Origin of the sequence: Aerosticca soli (assembly GCF_003967035.1) — a bacterium.
Classification (GTDB): Bacteria; Pseudomonadota; Gammaproteobacteria; order Xanthomonadales; family Rhodanobacteraceae; genus Aerosticca; species Aerosticca soli.
Map to the genome: position 1 here is coordinate 2,112,740 of NZ_AP018560.1, position 18,604 is coordinate 2,131,343.

Genomic DNA, 18,604 nt, shown 5'->3' on the forward strand with positions numbered 1-18,604 from the left:
CAACCGGCGCGGCACGCGGCGATTCACGGCCGTCCGGCCAGTAACATGTGTTCCGTTGCCGCCTTTTCGTCGATCACCCATGCGCACACTGCTGCTCCTGTTGTTGGGTTGCCTGCTCGGGCTGCTTGCCGCGACCGCCGTCATGAATGCCCTGCGGATACGCCACCCGCTGCCGCCGGCCCTGATGGAGCTGATGGCCTTCCACAAGGGGCGACTGGATGCCCAGCTTCGGGCGCGACGTTGCCCGGCGGACGATGCCATGCGGGACCTGCGTCAGCTGCGGGTTCTCGCCGACGACATCGGCCCGGTCTTCGCCGGCGCCGACCCCGCCTTCTTCCACGCCGCCGAAGAACTCACCGGCGCGATCGACCATGCCCTGCAGGCCCCACCGACCGACTGCCCGACACTGCAAAAGACGCTGCGCCCGGTGACCCAAGCCTGCGAGACCTGCCACCGCCAGTTCCGCTAGGCGCGCGCCTGGACGGCTGCAGATCAAGGCCGGCGGCGGCCGGTCAGCACCTGCCAGTACATCACCCAATCGCCGAGCAGGCTGTAGAGCGGATGGCGGAAGGTCGCCGGCCTGTTCTTCTCGAAGACGAAGTGCCCGATCCAGGCGAAGCCGTAGCCGACCACGGGTGCGAGCAGCAACCAGCGCCAGTCGGCGGTGAGGATCGCGACCAACACCACCGCCAGCACCAGCGTGCTGCCCAGCAGATGCAGGCGGCGGCAGACTGGATGACGATGCTCGCCCAGATAGTACGGATAAAACTCGCGGAAGCTGCGGAATTCGGCCATGGCCACGCACCTTCGAGGCTGCTCGATGCGAGCATGCTACGCCGGCCGCGCACGATGGGACACCAACTGGTCGGCGCGACGCCGTGCCGGTGCGCGCCGACCGGCCGATCTTCATCGCGCCGGCCAGGCACGCTGGTACTGCACCGGCACCTCGACGGTCACGCCCAGGGTCTGGGCCGCACGCAGCGGGAAGTAGGGATCGCGCAGGCTTTCGCGACCGATCAGCACGACGTCCGCATCCCCGGCCTCGAGGATGGCCTGCGCCTGCGGCGCGGTGGTGATGAGCCCCACGGCGCCGGTGGCGATGCCCGCCGCTTGCCGGATGCGCTTGGCGAAAGGCACCTGGTAACCCGGGCCGAGCGGAATCTTGACCTGCGCCAGCAGGCCACCGCTGGAGGTATCGATGAGATCCACCCCGAGCGGTTTGACCTGCTCGGCCAGCGCCACGCTCTGCTCGATGTCCCAGCCGCCCTCGGCCCAGTCGGTGGCCGAAATGCGCATCCACAGGGGCAGTTCGGCCGGCCACACCTCGCGTACCGCGCTCACCACCTCGCGGACCAGCCGCGTGCGGTTGTCGAAACTGCCGCCATAGGCGTCGGTGCGCTGATTGCTGAGCGGCGAGAGGAACTGGTGCAGCAGATAACCGTGCGCGGCATGGATCTCGACCAGCTGGAAGCCCGCTTCCAGCGCGCGCCTTGCCGCCGCCCGGAAATCGGCGACGACCTTGGCGATGCCCGCCGCATCGAGCGCCTGCGGCTGCGGCCAGCCCGCATCGAAAGGCAATGCCGAGGGTGCCACCACCGTCCAGCCGCCCTCCTCCACCGCCAGCGGGCCGCCGCCGTCCCAGGGCCGCTGCGTGCTCGCCTTGCGGCCGGCATGCGCCAGCTGGATGCCCGCCACGGCCCCTTGCGCACGCACGAAGCGGGTGATCGCCTGCCAGGCCTGCAGCTGAGTCTCGTTCCAGAGTCCGGTATCCCAGGGCGAGATGCGCCCCTCCGGGGAAACGGCCGTGGCCTCGGCGATGACCAGGGCGGCGCCGCCCACGGCACGGCTGCCCAGATGCACGAGATGCCACGGGCCGGGCACGCCTTCCTCGGCCGAGTACTGGCACATCGGGGAGATCGCGATGCGGTTGCGCAGGACCACGCTGCGCTGCTGAAAGGGAGTGAACAACACGGGCAAGCTCCTTATCGAAGAGGATGTCGATCGACGCGAAAGCCCCGGCTAGATGCAGGCGGCCGGCGCGACCTTCAAGGCGAAGGATGGGGGATTTTCCGCGGACGCCTGCGGCGGCCGGCGTGACGCTATACTTGCCAGCGGCTCCGGTGGGAGAAGCGGCGAGCAGCCGCTGCCGAAGGCGCAACGCCCGTAATCGCTCAGGCCCGAGTACCACCGCTGGCAAGACGACTCTGGAGAGACCGGTTCGATCCGGCGCCGAAGGGGCACGAAGCGGCAAGCTTCCAAACTCTCAGGCAAAAGGACAGAGGGGCGCCCCGCGTGCGGCTTCGCACGCTGTCTGCCGGATGCCCGCCATGCACCAGAACACCCCTTCGCTGCGCGACCTCGAACAGCACGACGCCTTCGTCCATCGCCACATCGGCCCGAACGATGAAGAGATCGCGCAGATGCTGCGCACGCTCGGTTTCGATTCGCTGGAGGCGATGACCGACGCCATCGTGCCGGCCAGCATCAAATCCGCCGAACCGCTGGCCTTGCCGCCGGCGTTGACCGAGCAGGAAGCGCTGGCGCGCATCCGCGCGATCGCGGCAAAGAACCGCGTTTTCCGCAGCTTCATCGGCCAGGGTTATTACGGCACGCATACGCCGCCGGTGATCCTGCGCAACATCCTCGAAAACCCGGCCTGGTACACCGCCTACACGCCGTACCAGGCGGAAATCTCGCAGGGACGCATGGAGGCGCTGATCAACTTCCAGACCATGTGCGCCGACCTCACCGGCATGGAGATCGCCAACGCCTCGCTGCTGGACGAGGCCACCGCCGCGGCCGAGGCGATGACGCTGGCCCGGCGCGCGGCCAAGTCGAAGTCGCACGTGTTCCTGGTCGCCGGCGACACCCATCCGCAGACGCTGGAGGTGCTGCGCACGCGCGCCGAGCCGCTCGGCATCGCGCTCGACATCGCCCGCTCGACGGACGCCTTCCACGCCAGCCTCGAAAAAGGCGACTACTTCGGCGTGCTGGTGTCCTACCCGGCCTCCAGCGGCTGGATCGAGGAATGGACGCACGACGTCGGGATCGCCCATCGCCACGGCGCCCTGGCCGTATTCGCCACCGACCTGCTCGCACTGACTTTGCTCAAGCCGCCGGGCGAGATGGGCGCGGACATCGTCGTCGGCAACACGCAGCGCTTTGGCGTGCCGCTCGGCTTCGGCGGACCACACGCCGCCTTCATGGCCTGCCGCGACGCGCTCAAGCGCCACATGCCCGGCCGGCTGATCGGTGTGTCGATCGATGCCGAGGGCCAGCCGGCCTACCGGCTCACCCTGCAGACTCGCGAGCAGCACATCCGCCGCGAGAAGGCCACGTCCAACATCTGCACCGCGCAGGTGCTGCTGGCGGTGATGGCCTCGATGTACGCGGTGTACCACGGGCCGGAGGGGCTGACCCGCATCGCGCAGCGCGTGCATCGCCTGACCGCCATCCTCGCTGCGGGCCTGCGTGCGCTGGGCCTGCGCCTCGTGCACGAGAGCGCCTTCGACACCCTGTGTATCGAAGCCGGCGAAGCAGCGGGCGCGATCCTGGAACGCGCCCGGTCGCTCGGCGCCAATCTGCGCGTGCGCGGCAACGGCTCGATCTGCGTGTCGCTGGACGAGACCACCACCCGCGCCGACGTCGAACTCCTGTGGCGCATCTTCGGCGGCGACGAAGCCGCGCTGCCCAGCATCGACGCGCTGGACGCCACCGCGCCGTCGCTGATTCCCGCGGCGCTCGCGCGCACCTCGGCGTTCCTCACCCACCCGGTGTTCAACACCCACCACAGCGAACACGAACTGCTGCGCTACATGCGCCGGCTCGCCGACAAGGACCTGGCGCTGGACCGCACCATGATTCCGCTCGGCAGCTGCACGATGAAGCTCAACGCTACCGCGGAGATGCTGCCGATCACCTGGCCCGAGTTCACCGACATCCATCCGTTGGCACCGCCGGAGCAGACGCAGGGTTATCGCCAGCTCATCGACGAACTGGGCGCGATGCTGCTCGAATGCACCGGCTACGACGCGATCAGCCTGCAACCCAACTCCGGCGCGCAGGGCGAATACGCCGGCCTGCTGGCGATTCGCGCGTACCACGCCTCGCGCGGCGAAGGCCATCGCGACATCTGCCTGATTCCCGAATCCGCGCACGGCACCAACCCGGCTTCGGCCCAGCTGGCCGGCATGCAGGTGGTGGTGACCCGCTGCGACGCGCACGGCAACGTCGACGTCGAGGACATCCGCCACGCCGCCGAGAAATACAGCGACCGGCTCGCCGCGATCATGCTCACCTATCCCTCCACCCACGGCGTGTTCGAGGAGGACGTGGTGGAGATCTGCCGCATCGTGCACGCGCACGGCGGGCAGGTGTACACCGACGGCGCCAACATGAACGCGCTGGTGGGCCTGGCCAAGCCCGGCCACTGGGGCTCGGACGTGAGCCACCTCAACCTGCACAAGACCTTCTGCATTCCGCACGGCGGCGGCGGACCGGGCGTGGGGCCGTGCGCGGTGAAGGCGCATCTGGCCAAATTTTTACCTGCCAGCGCCCCTGCTGGCGGCGATCAGGACGATCGCAGTCAACGCGTCGGCATGGTCGCTGCCGCCGCGTACGGCTCGGCGTCGATCCTGCCGATCAGCTGGATGTACATCACGCTGATGGGCGCGGCCGGACTGCGCAAGGCCACGCAGGTGGCGCTGCTCAACGCCAACTACATCGCCAAGCGGCTCGCGCCGCACTACCAGACGCTCTACACCGGCCGCAACGGACTGGTCGCGCACGAGTGCATCCTCGACCTGCGCCCGATCAAGGATGCCACCGGCATCAGCGCCGAGGACGTCGCCAAGCGGCTGATCGACTTCGGCTTCCATGCGCCGACGCTGTCGTTCCCGGTCGCCGGCACCTTGATGGTCGAGCCGACCGAGAGCGAATCCAAGCACGAGCTCGACCGCTTCATCGACGCGATGATCCAGATCCGCGAGGAAATCCGCGCGGTGGAGGAAGGCAAGCTCGACCGCGAGGACAACCCGCTCAAGCACGCGCCGCACACCGCCACGCAAGTGTCCGCCAGCGAGTGGACGCACGCCTATCCGCGCGAACTGGCCGCCTTTCCGCTCGATTCGCTCAGGCAGCAGAAATACTGGCCACCGGTGGCGCGCGTGGACAACGTCTACGGCGATAAGCACGTGTTCTGCTCGTGCGTGCCGGTCGAGGCCTTCAAGGGCGAGATCGAGGCCTTCAGCGAGCCGAACGTGGCTTGAGTCATCGGCAGGCGGCCGGTTTCCCTTCAGCCAGGGACAAAGCCGGCCCGCACAGGATCGATCCATACGCAGCCTGTTTGCGGCGAGTCGGCCCGATGACTCGCCGCGCATGTCCTCATCCGCCAGCGAGCGGCCTTAAGGTTTTTTTTGGAGTCCACCATGCCGCCATCGACGGAAAGCTTCCTGCTCGCGCCGCATGCATGGGTGCCCAACCATCCGACCCTGCCGGTGCTGCTGTACCGCGGCGCGCTCGCGGCCGACGGCGCGCAGGATACCGCCACGCAATTCGAACACCTGTTCGCCGCGCATGGCTGGCCTCCGCGCTGGCGCGACGGTATTTACGATTTCCATCACTACCACTCGACCGCGCATGAGGCGCTCGGTATGGCCGCCGGCACGGCGAGGCTCATCCTGGGGGGACCGGGTGGACGCGAGATCACGGTGCAGGCGGGCGATGCCTTGCTGCTGCCGGCCGGCACCGGCCATTGCTGTCTGGAGGCCGACGCAAGCCTGCTGGTGGTGGGCGCCTATCCGCCCGGGCAGGACTGGGACCTCTGCCGTAGCGAGCCGACGCCCGCGATGCGCCGACGCATCGCCAGCCTGCCCTTTCCGGCCAGCGACCCCGTCCAAGGTGCGCAGGGCCTGCTGCTTCGGGCGTGGATACCGGCCGTGTCCCGCCAAGGGCCCTGATCCCCGGGCTCATCCTCATGCCCTGTGCGCATCCACGCCGTCGGCTGAACCCGGCGAAGACGCCGTCGGCGCGGGCCTTTCGCCGCCCCTCATGGCTGGGGATTGTCCGCGCGGCGCAGCGCAATGGTTGACCTTACCGGCCTGGCCCTGCGGACAGCGCGCGGCAAACGCGCCTTCGGCGCAACCCGCCGGCACCGGCGCGCGACCGCTGCTGATGGCGGCTGGCTACGCCGGACCGCTCAGGCGAACGGATCGTCCAGCACGATGGTGTCGTCGCGGTCCGCGCCGGTGGCGACGATGGCGAGGTTGCAGCCGGACAGTTCCTCCACCGCGCGCAGATAGGCGCGGGCGGCGGCGGGCAATTTTTCCCATTCGCGGATGCCGGCGGTGGATTCCTCCCAGCCCGGAAACTCCAGATACACCGGCTTGCACTCGGCCCAGCCATCGGCATCGAGCGGCGCCAGCTCGCGGCGCTTGCCGCGGTATTCGTAGGCGATGCACACCTTGATTTGGGCCAAGCCGTCGAGCACGTCGAGCTTGGTGATCGCCAGGCCGTTGATGCCGTTGATCTGCACCGCGCGCTTCAACGCCACCAGATCGATCCAGCCGCAGCGCCGCGGGCGGCCGGTGCTGGCGCCGAACTCGTTGCCGACCTTGCGCAGGCGCTCGCCCATCGCGTCGTTCAGCTCGGTCGGGAAGGGACCGCCGCCCACGCGCGTGGCGTAGGCCTTGCAGATGCCGAGCACGTAGTCGATGTCGCCCGCGCCGACGCCGGTGCCGGCCAGCGCGCCGCCGATCGTGGTGTTGCTCGATGTGACGTACGGATAGGTGCCGTGATCGATGTCCAGCAGCGCACCCTGCGCGCCCTCGTACAGGATGTGGCCGCCTTCCTTGCGCACGTCGTGCAGGATGGTGGCGACGTCGTCGACCATCGGGCGGATGAATTCACCGTAAGCCAGCGCATCGTCCAGCACCTGCCGGTAATCGACCGGCTCGGCCTTCAGCCACTGGGTGAGGATGAAGTTGTGGTACTCCACCGCGGCCTTGATCTTCTCCGGCAGCTCGTGCGGGTACATGAGATCGGCCACGCGCACGCTGCGGCGGGCCACCTTGTCCTCGTAGGCCGGGCCGATGCCGCGGCCGGTGGTGCCGATCGCGCTCTTGCCGGCGGCGGCCTCGCGCGCCTTATCCACCGCGATGTGGTAGGGCATGATGAGCGGCGTGGCCGGACTGATCTTGAGCCGCGGCCGCACGTTCACGCCCTGCGTCTCCAGCTCCTCGATCTCCTGCTTGAGCGCGGCCGGCGAGAGCACCACGCCGTTGCCGATCAGGCACAGCGCATCGTCGCGCAGGATGCCCGAGGGAATCAGGTGCAGCACGGTCTTCTTGCCGCCGATGACGAGCGTGTGGCCGGCGTTGTGGCCGCCCTGGAAACGCGCCACCGCGGCGACGCGCTCGGTGAGCAGATCGACGATCTTGCCCTTGCCTTCGTCGCCCCATTGGGCTCCAAGGATGACGACTGACTTGCCCATGATGTTCTCTCGCTGATTCGATGTCTGTGCTGCGTGCGGGGCGACGTCGGTGACTAGACTCGCGATCCCTCGCTCGTCAAGTCACCCGGCCTGCGGCTTCCTGCCTGCGGCGCTCGCCGGCGCGGCATGCCTTTCATGGCATGCCGCGAAAACCCTCGGCTCGCCCCCATTGGGCTCCAAGGATGACGACTGACTTGCCCATGATGTTCTCTCGCTGATTCGATGTCTGTGCTGCGTGCGGGGCGACGTCGGTGACTAGACTCGCGATCCCTCGCTCGTCAAGTCACCCGGCCTGCGGCTTCCTGCCTGCGGCGCTCGCCGGCGCGGCATGCCTTTCATGGCATGCCGCGAAAACCCTCGGCTCGCCCCCATTGGGCTCCAAGGATGACGACTGACTTGCCCATGATGTTCTCTCGCTGATTCGATGTCTGTGCTGCGTGCGGGGCGACGTCGGTGACTAGACTCGCGATCCCTCGCTCGTCAAGTCACCCGGCCTGCGGCTTCCTGCCTGCGGCGCTCGCCGGCGCGGCATGCCTTTCATGGCATGCCGCGAAAACCCTCGGCTCGCCCCCATTGGGCTCCAAGGATGACGACTGACTTGCCCATGATGTTCTCTCGCTGATTCGATGTCTGTGCTGCGTGCGGGGCGACGTCGGTGACTAGACTCGCGATCCCTCGCTCGTCAAGTCACCCGGCCTGCGGCTTCCTGCCTGCGGCGCTCGCCGGCGCGGCATGCCTTTCATGGCATGCCGCGAAAACCCTCGGCTCGCCCCCATTGGGCTCCAAGGATGACGACTGACTTGCCCATGATGTTCTCTCGCTGATTCGATGTCTGTGCTGCTGCGCTCGCGCGCGACGGCGGCGCTCCAGGGCCGCTCACGGCTTGGCGTGATCCGTGTCGTCGAAGTAACGGAGGAACCCTTCGCCGGGCTTAAGGACGACCGTCCCGTTGCCATCCCTGAAGGCGCGGCGATAGGAGACCAGGCTGCGATAGAAGGCGAAGAACTCCGCATCCTGCCCGTAGGCCTGCGCGTAGATCGTCGCTGCCTCGGCATCGCCCTCGCCGCGCAGGCGCGCGGCATCGCGGTCGGCCTCGGCACGCACCGACTGGGCGTCGCGATCGGCCTCCGCGCGCAGCTTGGCCGCGGCCTCCTGGCCGGCGGCGCGCAGACTGCCGGCCTCGGCCAGGCGTTCGGCGCGCATGTGCTGATAGACGGCCTCGCGCACCTCGGCCGGCAACTCCAGCCGCTTGATGCGCACGTCCACCAGGGTCACCCCCAGGCTCTCGCGCACGCCGGCATCGACGCGCCGGCGGACTTCGTCGAGCATGCCGTCCGCGCCCTCGACAACCAGTTCGTCGAGGGCATGATTGGCGATTTCCGCGCGCAGCGCGTTCTTGAGCACCGGCGTCAGGCGCTGCGCGGCGAGCACGCGGTCGGCGCGGGTGGCGCGGTAATAGGTGGCGGCGTCGGCGATGCGCCACTTGGCATAGAAATCGACGCTGACGTTGCGGTTGCCGGCGGCGAGATAGCGTTCCGGCGCGGCATCCAGTTGCAGGATGCGCTCGTCGAGCCGCACCACGCGCTCGACGAGCGGCAGCTTGAGGTGGATGCCCGGGGTCTTTTCGCTGCGCACCAGCCGGCCGAATTCGACCACCAGGGCGCTTTGCCCCTCGTTGACGAGGTAGACGCTGTCCAGCCCCAACAAGACCAGCAGCGCGAGCAGGATGGCGGCACCGAGCTTCATGGCTTGGCCTGCGGTGTAGCGGCGCCCTGGCCGGCGGAAGCGGCCGGCGCCGGCGCCGGCGTCGACGGCAACTGGACCGATACCGGCCCGTTGCCGCCGGCGATCACCTTGTGCTGTCCGGCCAGCACCTCTTCCATGGTCTCGAGCCACAACCGCCGGCGGGTGAGCGCGGGCGCGGCGCGATAGGCGGCCAGCAACAGGTTGAACTGCGCGGTCTCACCCTGCGCCCGGGCGACCCGCTCGGCCTTGTAGGCCTGCGCCTCGGCGAGCGTCTTCGCCGCCTCGCTGCGTGCGGCCGGCAGCACCTTGCCGGCATAGGCGCGCGCCTCGACCTCGGCGCTGGACTTCTCCTCGCGGGCCTTGTCGACATCGTCGAAGGCGTCCTTGACCTCGGCCGGCGGGCTCACGCTCTGCAGGCTGATCTCGCTCACCCGGATGCCGACGCCATAGGCGTCCAGGCGTCGCTGCAGGGCCTGTGCCGCGGCATCGGCCAGGGTCGTGCCGCGATCGGCGAGCAGCCGGTCGAGCGACGCCTGCCCGATCACCGCGCGCACCGCCGCCTGGGCCGCGACAGCCACGGTGCCATCGGCATCCTCGGCCGAGAAAAGATACTTGCGCAGATCATCCACCTCGTACTGGACGGTGTATTCGACGTTGACCAGCGCGCCGTCCTGGGTCAGCTCCAGCGCATTGTCGGAGACGGCATGGGTGCGTCCGGCGGCGGTCTTCACCACGGTCTCGATCGGCCGCGGCCATTTGAAATGCATGCCGGGGCCGAGCAGGCGATCATAACGGCCGAGCCTGAGCACCACGCCCACCTCGCCCGTGCCGATCACCACCTGGCTGCCCAGCACGAGCAGCACCAGCACGAAGGCCAGCACGATGCCGGCCAGCCCGCCCGGACCCTTGCCGAATCGGGTGAACCACGGCTTGAGCCGGCGCCAGAGCTGTTGCTGAGGCGAACGGTTCGTCGGCGGGCGTTGCCAGGGCTCGTGCGGACCACTGCCCCCGGGTCGATTCCAGGCCATCGGTCAGCGCTCCCTGGACCGGGCGACGGGACGCCGGGGTGCAGACGGCAAGGACGAGGAATGCGGCATCGGATGGGACAAGACGGGCGCCGGGCGGATGAGACCAGCGCGGGATTCTAGCAGGCGCCCTGCGGCGCGCGCCGCAACGAGGCTTGCGCACCGACGCGAAGGCCCTCACGCATGCGATGCTTTTGGCCCTGAAGTCGGCACGGTGCCGACCATGAAACCCAAGGAGCATCGCATGTCCCAACACCTGCCATCCCTCGTTGTGCTGCTCTGCGTGCTGCTGCAGTTCGGCACCATGCTGGCGGTGGGCCGCGCCCGCCAGCGCTATGGCATCAAGGCGCCGGCGACCAGCGGCCATCCGGATTTCGAGCGCGCCTTCCGCGTGCAGATGAATACGCTCGAGGCCAGCGTGCTGTTCCTGCCCACGCTATGGCTGGCGGCGCACTACGGCTTCCCGCTGTGGGCGGGGTTGACCGGCCTGGTCTGGGTGATCGGACGCGCGTGGTATGCGCTGGCCTATCTCAAGGCCGCCGAACGCCGCGGCGGCGGTTTTCTGCTGGGTTCGATCGGCTGGCTGCTGACCTTGCTGCTGGCGGTCATCGGCCTGGGTCGCGCGCTGCTCGCCGCATGAGCGGGTTCGCAGGGCAGCGGTGGCAGGCCGGTCCGACCTGGCCGGCGCCCGGGCTGGCCGGCGCGCTGGGCGCGATCGCGCTGTATTTCATGCTGCAGGTCGGCGTGGGCAGCGGCCTGTATGCGCTGCTCTCTGCCCGGGAGCTACTGGCGGAAGCCGACCGGCGCGCCCTGACCGTGGTGTTGACCGTGCCGGTCGCCGGCGGACTCAGCCTGTGGGCGGTGCATCGCACCTGGCCCCTGGCCTGGCGCACGGCCGCGGTGCCCGGCCTGGGGCTGGCCCGTGGCGCCCGACCGGTGGATTACGGGCTCGCCCTCGTCATCGGCCTTTCGTGGCCGCTGCTCGGCGGCTGGCTGACCCAGCTGCTGGCCGGCGACCGGCAGATCCACCAGCACGTGCGCGAGATGGGCGCCGCGGCGAGCATCGGCTTGCGCGTCCCGCTCGCGCTGCTCGCCGTCACGCTGGCGCCGATGGTCGAGGAGGTGCTGTTTCGCGGCGTGCTGCTGTCCGCACTCGCGCGTCGATGGTCCGGTCCTGTCGCCGTCCTCGGCAGCGCGCTGCTGTTCGCGCTCGCGCACCTGCCGGACCTGGATTTCAATTTCCTGGCGATGCCCGAACTCCTCGTCCTGGGCCTCGCGCTCGCCTGGCTGCGCCTGCGCAGCGGCTCGCTGTGGCCGGCGATCCTGGCCCATGGCCTGCACAATCTGCCCGCCGCGCTGGCCTGGTTCGCCGCACCGCTGGCCGGATGAGCCGTCAGCCGGGCACGAGCCCGAAGCGACGCAGCAATCGCGCTGTTTCAAACAACGGCAGACCGACCACGCCCGAATAGCTGCCCTGGAGATGCGCGACGAAGGCCGCGCCGCGTCCCTGGATGGCGTAGCCGCCCGCCTTGCCGAACGGCTCGCCGGTGGCGACGTAGGCGGCGATCTCGGCCTCCTCCAGCGCCGCGAAGCGCACGCGCGAGACGCTCTGTGCCGACTCGGCGCGCTCCCCGGCCAACAGCCATACCACCGAGATCACCGTGTGCGTGCGGCCGGACAAACGGCGCAGCATGGCCAGCGCATCGGCCGCATCGCGCGGTTTGCCGAAGACCTCGTCGTCCAGCACCACCTCGGTGTCGGCGCCGAGCACCAGCGCATCCGCCGCCCCGGCGAGCGCGTCCCGCCCGGCGCGGGCCTTGGCCTGGGCGACCCGGTCGACGTAGCTCAGCGGCGACTCGCCCGGCAGGCGGCACTCGGGCACGTCGACGTCGACCACCTCGAAACGATAGCCGAGCTGGGCGAGCAGCTCGCGACGCCGCGGCGAGCGCGAGGCCAGATGGAGCCGCGGCGCGTTCAAAGCCGCATGCTGCCGGTGTCGAGATAACGCTGGTGCCAGGCGAGCGCCTCGGAAAGGATGTGCGGCGTGTGCTTGCCGCGGCTTTCGCGCAGGGCGCGTTCGAAATAATCCGCAAGCTGCGGGCGGTAATCCGGATGGGCGCAATGCGCGATCACCTGGCGGGCGCGCTGTTTGGGCGACAGCCCGCGCAGATCGGCCAGTCCCTGCTCGGTGACGATCACCGCCACGTCGTGCTCGGTATGGTCGACGTGACTGACCATCGGCACGATGGCGGATATGGCGCCGGCCTTGGCCGTGCTCGGGGTGACGAAACAGGACAAAAAGCCGTTGCGCGCGAAATCGCCCGAGCCGCCGATGCCGTTGATGATGCTGGTGCCGGCGACGTGGGTGGAATTGACGTTGCCGTAGAGATCGGCCTCGACCATGCCGTTGATCGCGATGCAGCCCAGCCTGCGCACCAGCTCGGCATGGTTGGAGATCTCCTGCGGACGCAGGACGATGCGCCGGCGGTAGAGATCGATGTCGCGTACGAAGCGCTCCACGCTCTCGGGACTCAAGGAAAGGGCCGTGGCCGAGGCGGTCTCGATCACGCCCTCGCCGATGAGTTCCAGCATGCCGTCCTGGATCACCTCGGTGAAGGCGGTGAGCTGGTTGAAGCCGCCGTCGCGCAGGCCCAGCAACACCGCATTGGCGATGTTGCCGACACCCGACTGCAGCGGCAGCAGGTGTTCGCCCAGGCGCCCCATCCGGATCTCGTGACGCAAGAACTCGATCAGATGCCCGGCGATGCGCCGCGAGGTCTCGTCCGGCGGCGCGAAGCGACCGAGCCGGTCGGGCGCGTCGGTCTCCACCACCGCCTTGATCTTGGCCGGATCCACCTTGAGATACGGCTCGCCGATACGGTCGCCCGGGTGCACTAGCGGGATGGGCTTGCGATGCGGCGGCAACGCGGTGCCGTAGTAGATGTCGTGCATGCCGTCCAGACCGAGCGGCTGACGGTGGTTCACCTCCAGGATCACCTGATCGGCCAGATCCAGCCAGGTCTTGTTGTTGCCGACCGAAGTGGAAGGAATCAGGCGGCCGTCGGGCAAGATGCCCGCCACTTCGATCAGCGCGGTGTCGATCTTGCCGAGGAAACCGAACCAGGCGTATTGCGCGACCTGGCCCAAGTGGATGTCCATGTATTCGATCTGACCGGCATTGATGCGCGCCCGCAGTTCCGGATCGGACTGATAGGGCAGACGGAACTCGATGCCGCCGACCTTGGCCAGCGCGCCGTCGAGCTCGGGCGCGGTGGAGGCGCCGGTGAGGATGCGCAGGGCGAACGGTTCGCCGCGGCCGTGGGCCGCCAGGATGTGCCGTGCCAGCGCCTGCGGCACCGCCTTCGGGTAACCGGCGCCGGTGAAGCCGCTCATGCCAACCGTGGTGCCGGGCGCGATCAGCGCGGCGGCCTCCTCGGCCGACATGCGCCGCGCGGCCAGGGCGGGATGGGCAATGCGCGTGGCAGTCACGGAAGGAGCACTCCGGCGGCGTGGGGAAGGCGCATGTTACTCGCGCGCCGCGGCACCTTGCCTCGCGTCTGAATGCCGCAGCCAACGCCCCTCAACCGCGGTGATAGGGATGTCCCGCCGTGATGGTCGCGGCCCGGTAGAGCTGTTCGACGAGCACCAGCCGCACCAGCATGTGCGGCAACGTCAGCGGACCGAGCGACCAGCGCTGGTCGGCGCGCGCGAGCACGGCGGGCGCATGCCCGTCCGCACCGCCGATCAGGAAGGCCAGATCGCGACCGGCCAGCCGCCAGCGCTGCCATTGCTCGGCCAGTTCCTCGCTGGACCAGGCCTTGCCGCGTCCGTCGAGGGCGACCACGTGCGCATCGCGCGGCAGCGCGGCGAGCATCGCCGCGCCTTCCTCCTGCACGGCGCGGGTCTCGTCCCGGCCCTTGCCGCGCAGGCCGGCCTTGAGTTCGACGAGTTCGAGCGACAGCACGTGCGCCAGCCGCTTGCGGTATTCGGCCAGGCCTTCGGCCACCCAGCCCGGCATGCGTTCACCGACCGCGACGATGCGTGCGCGCATCCTTGACCTCTCGCCCCTGCCTGACCCCTGGTCCGTCGGTGGCGGCCCGGCGTGGCCGCACCGCTCAGCCGACGCTGGTGGCGTCCTGGTCGCGGTCGCCCACCGTCCACAGGCGCTCCAGCCCGTAGAACTCGCGGATCCGCGGCAGCATGACGTGCACCACCACGTCGCCGAGATCGACCAGCACCCACTCGGCCTCCTGCTCGCCCTCCACGCCCAGCGGCACCATGCCCGCCCGTTTGGCGAACTTCACCACCTCGTCGGCGATGGATTTCACGTGCCGGGCGGAAGTCCCGGAAGCGATCACCAGCAGGTCGGTGATGGCGGTCTTGCCGCGGACGTCGATTTCGCGGATGTCCTTGGCCTTGAGGGTTTCCAGCGCGTCGAGGACAGACTGGCGCAGGGCGGCCGCGCTGACGGCCTTGGCAGATGGGGACGGATTCAACGGTGGGATGCCTCTTGCTGTCGATGCGCCGGTAGGGCAGGCCCAGTATAGGCAGGCAGCCGGCCAGCGTCAGCCGACCGATGCGCGGCGTGCCGTGCAGCCTTCATCCGTCCGCACGGTCGCCGGTCGACGCGGCCATGACGCGGCATCAATCGACCGGCGTATGCCGATACTTCGCCACGTCGCGCTCCAGCACCGTGCCGGCGTGGTTGCTCCAGCTCTGACGGATGTAGCTCACCACCGCCGCGACGTCGTGGTCATCGAGCTCCTGGGCGAACGGCGGCATCGAATACGGCCGCGGATTGGCTGCCGTGGTGGGCGCGAATCCGCCCAGGAGCACGATGCGGATGGCGTTGATGCCGGTCGGCTCGTCCACCGCCGAATTGCCGTCCAGCGGTGGATAGACGCCGGCGACGCCCTGACCATCCTTGCCATGGCAGCTGGCGCAGCGATCCGCATAGATCTTGGCGCCGGCCTGGACCTGCTCGGCATCGTCGCCAGCCTCGGCACTCGCGCGGGACGGGCGGCGCGGCGGCAGCGTCTTGAGATAGGTCGCCATCGCGCGCAAGTCCGCCTCGGTCGCAAACTGGGTGCTCTGCGTCACCACCTCGGCCATCGGCCCGAACGCGGTGCCGCGTGCCGAGTGCCCCGTCTTGAGCAGGTCGACCACGTCCTGCTCGCTCCAGCCGGCCAGCCCGCCGTTGGCCTGCATACTGAGATCGGGCGCATACCAGTCCTGCGCGGGAATCTGTCCGCCGGACAGCTGCGGCTTCTTGGCCGTGCCGCCGAGCGCATCGCGCGGGGCGTGGCATTCGTTGCAATGGCCGAGGCCCTCCACGAGATAGGCGCCGCGGTTCCACTCCGCCGATTTGGCGGGGTCGGGGACGAACTCACCGGGCTGGAAATACAGCGAACGCCAGGCGGCCAGACTGGCCTGCATGTTGTAGGGGAAGGGCAGCGCCGGCGTCGGATTGTCCTGCCGCACCGGCGGCAGGGATTTCAGATAGGCGAACAGCGCCAGGGCATCGTCGCGATGCACCTTGGTGAACGAGGTATAGGAAAACACCGGGTACAGCAGCCGGCCGTCGCGCCCCTGCCCCCAGTGCAATGCGCGCCAGAAATCCTCGAACGTCCAGTCGCCCAGGCCAGTCTCGCGATCGGGCGTCAGGTTGGGCGCGGGCACGTCGCCGAAAGGCGTCGGCAAGCGCCGGCCGCCCGCATAGGGGGTACCGCCGCGCCGGGTGTGGCAACTCGCGCAATCGCCGAGGATGGCGAGATAACGCCCCTGCTCGATCAACGCCGGGTCGTCCAGCCGTCGCTCCGGTACGCCGGCGGCATTGGCCGGTCGCGAGGGTGCGGTGGTGCTGCGCTGGCGCAGCAGCCACCAGCCGCCGGCGAGCAGCACGATCACCACCGCCAGCGCGAGTATCACCTTGCCGGTCCGGCTCATCGCGCGGCCTCCCGTTGTCCCAGCACGCCGCACGCCAAGGGCGGCTGTACCGACCCCGGCGGCTGCGCGTGCATGTCCGCCGGCAGGCTGCGACTGGCCAGCCACGCCGATACCGCGGTGATGTCCGCATCGCTCAGCCGGGCGGCGATGGTCGCCATGCAGTCCGGCGCGGTGGTCGCCCGCGTGCCGGTGCGCCAGGAGCCGAGCTGCGAGCTGATGTAGTCGTAGGGCAGGCCGACCAGCCCCGGGATATCCGGCTCGACGCCGGTGAGCTGGCTGCCGTGACAGGCCTGGCAGGCCGGCACCTTGCGCGACGGATCGCCGTGGGTGACCAGCGCCTCGCCGCGGGCGAGCGCTTCGGTCGGCAGTGCGGGCACCGGCGAGCGCTCGTAAGGCACCTGCTGGGCGGCAAAGTAGCTGGCGATCTCATGCCGATAGGCCGGCGACAGACCGGTCACGATGTATTCCATCGGACCGTACTTGCGCAGGCCGTCCTGGAAATCCTTGAGCTGCCGATCGAGATAACCGACCGGTTTGCCGGCCAGCCGCGGGAAAAAACCGCTCTTGGGCGTGCCTTCGCCGTGCACGCCATGACAAGCGGTACAGGCGGCGATACGCTGCTCGAGCGTGTCCGGCACCGTGTGGGTTCCCTGCGCCACGGCCAGCGCGGGAGCGGCCAGCAACCCGGCCATCAGGTAAATGCGTATGCTCGCGATCATCGGCGCATTATAGGCGGCAGTCGTCGTCGTTCCGTGCTCGACGAATCGGACGTCGCGTTCTTTTTGCCAAGGGGAATCGGAAAGATGGGTCTACGCGCAATCGTCCTCGCCTTCGCCGGCGTGCTGAGTTGGGGGCGCCTCATGGCGACGGACGTCCAGCCGTCCATCGCCACCGCCGACATCGCCGAGCTCGGCCGGGCCCTGGCCGCCGGCAGGCTCGATGCCCGCACGCTGGCCACGCAGGCGCTGGCGCGTATCGAGGCGATCGACCGGCAAGGGCCGGCGCTGCACGCGATGATCGAAACCAACCCCGATGCGCTGTCGATCGCCGCCCAGCTGGACGCCGCCCATACGCGCGGCCCGCTGCACGGCATCCCGATCCTGCTCAAGGACAACATCGACACCGGCGACCGCATGCTGACCACCGCCGGCTCGCTCGCCCTGGCCGATGCGCCGGCGCCACGCGATGCCTTCATCGTCGAACGCCTGCGCCAGGCCGGCGCCCTGATTCTCGGCAAGACCAATCTGAGCGAATGGGCCAACTTCCGCTCCAACCATGCCAGCAGCGGCTGGAGCGCACGCGGCGGACAGACCAAGAACCCCTACGTGCTCGACCGCAACCCGTGCGGCTCCAGCGCCGGTTCCGGGGCGGCGATCGCCGCCGGCCTGGCCACGGTGGCGATCGGCACCGAGACCGACGGCTCGATCCTCTGCCCGGCCGCGTTCAACGGCCTGGTCGGCATCAAGCCGACGCTGGGGCTGGTCAGCCGCAGCGGCATCGTGCCGATCAGCCACAACCAGGACACCGCCGGGCCCATGGCGCGCAGCGTGACCGACGCCGCCATCGTGCTCGGCATCATCGCCGGCAGCGATCCGCGCGATCCGGCCACGGCCGGGGCCGATCGCCATGCCACCGACTACACCCGCTTCCTCGACCCCGACGGCTTGCGCGGCAAGCGCATCGGCGTGGTGCGCCAGCTCGCCGGCGCCGAGCCGAATGCCGACCGCGTGCTCGAACAGGCCATCGCGCTGATGAAGGCGCAGGGCGCGGTGATCGTCGATCCGGTGACGCTGCCGCACCTGGCCGAGCTCGGTGGACCGGAGATGACCGTGCTGCTCTACGACTTCAAGCACGATCTTGCGGCCTATCTCGCCACCCGGCCGAATCTGCAGGTGAAGTCATTGGCCGACCTGATCGCCTTCGATCGAAACCATGCCGACGAGGAAATGCCATGGTTCGGCCAGGAGCTTTTCGAACAGGCGCAACGCAAGGGGCCATTGACCGATGCGGCCTATCGCGAGGCACTCGCCAAGGCCAAGCGCCTGGCCGGCCCGGAGGGCATCGACGCGGCGCTGGCCAAGGATCACCTCGACGCGCTGCTCGCGCCCTCCTGGGGCCCGGCCTTCGTCACCGACCTCGTGCTCGGCGATCACGTGGTCAGCGGCGATCCCACCGTGGGCGGCGCCTCGCAGCCGGCGGCCATGGCCGGCTATCCGTCGATCACCGTGCCGGCCGGCTTCGCGCACGGCCTGCCGGTCGGCATCGTGCTGTTCGGCACGGCATGGAGCGAACCCACGCTGATCGCCATGGCCTACGGTTTCGAGCAGCATGCACACGCCTGGCGGCCGCCTCGCTTCCTGGACGCCGCCGAACGCTGAAGACGACGCCTGGCCAGGCA

At 69.3% G+C, this 18,604-nt stretch carries 17 protein-coding genes and 1 riboswitch; of the genes, 6 read left to right on the forward strand and 11 right to left on the reverse strand.

Going from position 1 to position 18,604, the window contains the following annotated elements; genetic code table 11:
* Positions 1–79: 79 nt before the first annotated feature.
* A complete protein-coding gene (locus tag ALSL_RS09910) occupies positions 80–469 on the forward strand; it encodes a cytochrome C (RefSeq protein WP_126538746.1) in 390 nt (129 codons plus the stop codon).
* A 23-nt stretch (positions 470–492) separates the two neighbouring features.
* On the opposite strand, the gene ALSL_RS09915 is transcribed toward ALSL_RS09910, so the two are convergent.
* Together ALSL_RS09915 and ALSL_RS09920 are read right to left on the reverse strand one after the other, a co-directional pair.
* Positions 493–795, reverse strand: a complete 303-nt coding sequence (locus ALSL_RS09915; protein ID WP_126538748.1) for an Mpo1-like protein — start codon at positions 793–795, stop codon at positions 493–495.
* A gap of 111 nt (positions 796–906) precedes the next feature.
* Positions 907–1,977 carry an NADH:flavin oxidoreductase/NADH oxidase gene (locus ALSL_RS09920; protein ID WP_425478979.1) on the reverse strand — a complete coding sequence of 357 codons (1,071 nt, stop codon included), beginning with the start codon at positions 1,975–1,977 and terminating at the stop codon, positions 907–909.
* A 217-nt stretch (positions 1,978–2,194) separates the two neighbouring features.
* Positions 2,195–2,289, forward strand: a riboswitch (glycine riboswitch).
* A gap of 29 nt (positions 2,290–2,318) precedes the next feature.
* On the opposite strand from ALSL_RS09920, the gene gcvP reads away from it, so the two are divergent.
* Both gcvP and ALSL_RS09930 read left to right on the forward strand, forming a co-directional pair.
* The gene (gene gcvP, locus ALSL_RS09925; protein WP_126538751.1) at positions 2,319–5,267 is read left to right on the forward strand and encodes an aminomethyl-transferring glycine dehydrogenase; all 2,949 of its coding nucleotides are present in this window, start codon (positions 2,319–2,321) and stop codon (positions 5,265–5,267) included.
* Between the two features lie 159 nt (positions 5,268–5,426).
* Positions 5,427–5,957: a cupin gene (locus ALSL_RS09930; protein ID WP_126538752.1), complete on the forward strand. Its 531-nt coding sequence runs from the start codon at positions 5,427–5,429 to the stop codon at positions 5,955–5,957.
* A 239-nt stretch (positions 5,958–6,196) separates the two neighbouring features.
* Here ALSL_RS09930 and ALSL_RS09935 read toward each other — a convergent pair whose 3' ends face one another.
* From ALSL_RS09935 to hflK, 3 genes are all read right to left on the reverse strand, one after another.
* On the reverse strand, positions 6,197–7,489 hold the full coding sequence (locus ALSL_RS09935) for an adenylosuccinate synthase (protein ID WP_126538753.1): 1,293 nt from the start codon (positions 7,487–7,489) through the stop codon (positions 6,197–6,199).
* A gap of 876 nt (positions 7,490–8,365) precedes the next feature.
* Positions 8,366–9,235, reverse strand: a complete 870-nt coding sequence (hflC, locus tag ALSL_RS09940) for a protease modulator HflC (RefSeq protein ID WP_126538754.1) — start codon at positions 9,233–9,235, stop codon at positions 8,366–8,368.
* Positions 9,232–10,263, reverse strand: a complete 1,032-nt coding sequence (hflK, locus tag ALSL_RS09945; protein ID WP_126538756.1) for an FtsH protease activity modulator HflK — start codon at positions 10,261–10,263, stop codon at positions 9,232–9,234. Before hflK ends, hflC begins: the two co-directional genes overlap by 4 nt.
* 241 nt (positions 10,264–10,504) lie before the next feature.
* On the opposite strand from hflK, the gene ALSL_RS09950 reads away from it, so the two are divergent.
* Positions 10,505–10,900: an MAPEG family protein gene (locus ALSL_RS09950; protein ID WP_126538758.1), complete on the forward strand. Its 396-nt coding sequence runs from the start codon at positions 10,505–10,507 to the stop codon at positions 10,898–10,900.
* Positions 10,897–11,649: a CPBP family intramembrane glutamic endopeptidase gene (locus tag ALSL_RS09955; protein WP_126538760.1), complete on the forward strand. Its 753-nt coding sequence runs from the start codon at positions 10,897–10,899 to the stop codon at positions 11,647–11,649. The genes ALSL_RS09950 and ALSL_RS09955 overlap by 4 nt, the downstream gene beginning before the upstream one ends.
* Before the next feature lie 4 nt (positions 11,650–11,653).
* Here ALSL_RS09955 and ALSL_RS09960 read toward each other — a convergent pair whose 3' ends face one another.
* From ALSL_RS09960 to ALSL_RS09985, 6 genes are all read right to left on the reverse strand, one after another.
* Positions 11,654–12,238 (reverse strand): Maf family protein, encoded by a 585-nt coding sequence (locus ALSL_RS09960; RefSeq protein WP_161970949.1) that lies wholly within the window; start codon positions 12,236–12,238, stop codon positions 11,654–11,656.
* Positions 12,235–13,749, reverse strand: a complete 1,515-nt coding sequence (scpC, locus tag ALSL_RS09965) for a succinyl-CoA:acetate CoA-transferase ScpC (protein ID WP_231700207.1) — start codon at positions 13,747–13,749, stop codon at positions 12,235–12,237. Before scpC ends, ALSL_RS09960 begins: the two co-directional genes overlap by 4 nt.
* A 91-nt stretch (positions 13,750–13,840) precedes the next feature.
* On the reverse strand, positions 13,841–14,311 hold the full coding sequence (gene rlmH / locus ALSL_RS09970; RefSeq protein WP_126538762.1) for a 23S rRNA (pseudouridine(1915)-N(3))-methyltransferase RlmH: 471 nt from the start codon (positions 14,309–14,311) through the stop codon (positions 13,841–13,843).
* Between the two features lie 64 nt (positions 14,312–14,375).
* On the reverse strand, positions 14,376–14,756 hold the full coding sequence (rsfS, locus tag ALSL_RS09975) for a ribosome silencing factor (protein WP_126538764.1): 381 nt from the start codon (positions 14,754–14,756) through the stop codon (positions 14,376–14,378).
* A 148-nt stretch (positions 14,757–14,904) separates the two neighbouring features.
* Entirely contained in the window at positions 14,905–16,206 is a 1,302-nt protein-coding gene (locus tag ALSL_RS09980) for a c-type cytochrome (protein WP_126538766.1), read from the reverse strand.
* A complete protein-coding gene (locus ALSL_RS09985) occupies positions 16,203–16,898 on the reverse strand; it encodes a c-type cytochrome (RefSeq protein WP_126538768.1) in 696 nt (231 codons plus the stop codon). Before ALSL_RS09985 ends, ALSL_RS09980 begins: the two co-directional genes overlap by 4 nt.
* A 111-nt stretch (positions 16,899–17,009) precedes the next feature.
* Between ALSL_RS09985 and ALSL_RS09990 the strand changes: the two genes are divergently transcribed.
* Positions 17,010–18,584, forward strand: a complete 1,575-nt coding sequence (locus ALSL_RS09990; protein ID WP_126538770.1) for an amidase — start codon at positions 17,010–17,012, stop codon at positions 18,582–18,584.
* Positions 18,585–18,604: the final 20 nt, after the last annotated feature.